Genomic DNA, 3,192 nt, shown 5'->3' with positions numbered 1-3,192 from the left:
GGGTGGCTGGTCGTTGCTTGAGAACTGCACAGTGGACGCGAGCATCTGTGGCCAAGTTTTTAAGGGCGCACGGTGGATGCCTTGGCACCAGGAACCGATGAAGGACGTGGGAGGCCACGATAGTCCCCGGGGAGCCGTCAACCAGGCTTTGATCCGGGGGTTTCCGAATGGGGAAACCCGGCAGTCGTCATGGGCTGTCACCCGCTGCTGAACACATAGGCAGTGTGGAGGGAACGAGGGGAAGTGAAACATCTCAGTACCCTCAGGAAGAGAAAACAACCGTGATTCCGGGAGTAGTGGCGAGCGAAACCGGATGAGGCCAAACCGTATGCGTGTGATACCCGGCAGGGGTTGCGCATGCGGGGTTGTGGGATCTCTTTTTCATAGTCTGCCGGCTGTGAGACGAGTCAGAAACCGTATGGATAGGCGAAGGACATGCGAAAGGTCCGGCGTAGAGGGTAAGACCCCCGTAGCTGAAATTCATGCGGCTCGTTTAAGAGACACCCAAGTAGCACGGGGCCCGAGAAATCCCGTGTGAATCTGGCGGGACCACCCGCTAAGCCTAAATATTCCCTGGTGACCGATAGCGGATAGTACCGTGAGGGAATGGTGAAAAGTACCGCGGGAGCGGAGTGAAATAGTACCTGAAACCGTGTGCCTACAAGCCGTGGGAGCGTCGGACATCAGCTTGCTGGTGTCTCGTGACTGCGTGCCTTTTGAAGAATGAGCCTGCGAGTTTGCGGTGTGTTGCGAGGTTAACCCGTGTGGGGAAGCCGTAGCGAAAGCGAGTCCGAACAGGGCGATTCAGTAGCGCGCTCAAGACCCGAAGCGGAGTGATCTAGCCATGGGCAGGTTGAAGCGGAGGTAAGACTTCGTGGAGGACCGAACCCACCAGGGTTGAAAACCTGGGGGATGACCTGTGGTTAGGGGTGAAAGGCCAATCAAACTCCGTGATAGCTGGTTCTCCCCGAAATGCATTTAGGTGCAGCGTCGTGTGTTTCTTGCCGGAGGTAGAGCACTGGATAGGCGATGGGCCCTACCGGGTTACTGACCTTAGCCAAACTCCGAATGCCGGTAAGTGAGAGCGCGGCAGTGAGACTGTGGGGGATAAGCTCCATGGTCGAGAGGGAAACAGCCCAGAGCATCGACTAAGGCCCCTAAGCGTACGCTAAGTGGGAAAGGATGTGGAGTCGCAGAGACAACCAGGAGGTTGGCTTAGAAGCAGCCACCCTTGAAAGAGTGCGTAATAGCTCACTGGTCAAGTGATTCCGCGCCGACAATGTAGCGGGGCTCAAGCGTACCGCCGAAGTCGTGTCATTGCAGTACATACCCCCAACGGGGACTGTGATGGGTAGGGGAGCGTCGTGTGCCGGGTGAAGCAGCCGCGGAAGCGAGTTGTGGACGGTTCACGAGTGAGAATGCAGGCATGAGTAGCGATACACACGTGGGAAACGTGTGCGCCGATTGACTAAGGGTTCCTGGGTCAAGCTGATCTGCCCAGGGTAAGTCGGGACCTAAGGCGAGGCCGACAGGCGTAGTCGATGGACAACCGGTTGATATTCCGGTACCCGCTTTGAAACGCCCAATATCGAATCCTCTGATGCTAAGGCCGTGAAGCCGTTCCGGACCCTTCGGGGAAAGGAAAGTGGTGGAGCCGCCGGCCCAAGGTGGTAGTAGGTAAGCGATGGGGTGACGCAGGAAGGTAGTCCAGCCCGGGCGGTGGTTGTCCCGGGGTAAGGGTGTAGGCCGTGTGATAGGCAAATCCGTCACACATCAAGGCTGAGACCTGATGCCGAGCCGATTGTGGTGAAGTGGATGATCCTATGCTGTCGAGAAAAGCCTCTAGCGAGTTTCATGGCGGCCCGTACCCTAAACCGACTCAGGTGGTCAGGTAGAGAATACCGAGGCGTTCGGGTGAACTATGGTTAAGGAACTCGGCAAAATGCCCCCGTAACTTCGGGAGAAGGGGGGCCACATCCGGTGAGGGGACTTGCTTCCTGAGCTGGGGGTGGCCGCAGAGACCAGCGAGAAGCGACTGTTTACTAAAAACACAGGTCCGTGCGAAGCCGTAAGGCGATGTATACGGACTGACGCCTGCCCGGTGCTGGAACGTTAAGGGGACCGGTTAGCTGACTTTCGGGTCGGCGAAGCTGAGAACTTAAGCGCCAGTAAACGGCGGTGGTAACTATAACCATCCTAAGGTAGCGAAATTCCTTGTCGGGTAAGTTCCGACCTGCACGAATGGCGTAACGACTTCTCGACTGTCTCAACCATAGGCCCGGTGAAATTGCACTACGAGTAAAGATGCTCGTTTCGCGCAGCAGGACGGAAAGACCCCGGGACCTTTACTACAGTTTGATATTGGTGTTCGGTTCGGCTTGTGTAGGATAGGTGGGAGACTGTGAAGCTTGGACGCCAGTTCAGGTGGAGTCGTCGTTGAAATACCACTCTGGTCGTGCTGGATGTCTAACCTGGGTCCGTGATCCGGATCAGGGACAGTGTCTGATGGGTAGTTTAACTGGGGCGGTTGCCTCCTAAAGGGTAACGGAGGCGCCCAAAGGTTCCCTCAGCCTGGTTGGCAATCAGGTGTTGAGTGTAAGTGCACAAGGGAGCTTGACTGTGAGACCGACGGGTCGAGCAGGGACGAAAGTCGGGACTAGTGATCCGGCGGTGGCTTGTGGAAGCGCCGTCGCTCAACGGATAAAAGGTACCCCGGGGATAACAGGCTGATCTTCCCCAAGAGTCCATATCGACGGGATGGTTTGGCACCTCGATGTCGGCTCGTCGCATCCTGGGGCTGGAGTCGGTCCCAAGGGTTGGGCTGTTCGCCCATTAAAGCGGTACGCGAGCTGGGTTTAGAACGTCGTGAGACAGTTCGGTCCCTATCCGCTGTGCGCGTAGGAATATTGAGAAGGGCTGTCCCTAGTACGAGAGGACCGGGACGGACGAACCTCTGGTGTGCCAGTTGTTCTGCCAAGGGCATGGCTGGTTGGCTACGTTCGGGAGGGATAACCGCTGAAAGCATCTAAGCGGGAAGCCTGCTTCGAGATGAGTATTCCCACCTCCTTGAGAGGGTAAGGCTCCCAGTAGACGACTGGGTTGATAGGCCGGATATGGAAGCCCAGTAATGGGTGGAGTTGACCGGTACTAATAGGCCGAGGGCTTGTCCTCAGTTGCTCGCGTCCACTGTGT

The 3,192-nt window shown here is 56.9% G+C and carries 1 rRNA gene; it reads left to right on the top strand.

The features are described from left to right. Positions 1–49 precede the first annotated feature (49 nt). Positions 50–3,171, top strand: a 23S ribosomal RNA gene (locus IH00_RS0111555). Positions 3,172–3,192 lie beyond the last annotated feature (21 nt).

Origin of the sequence: Streptomyces sp. NRRL S-118, assembly GCF_000716335.1 — a bacterium.
Taxonomy (GTDB): Bacteria; Actinomycetota; Actinomycetes; order Streptomycetales; family Streptomycetaceae; genus Streptomyces.
This window is presented reverse-complemented; position numbering and strand designations above follow the sequence as displayed.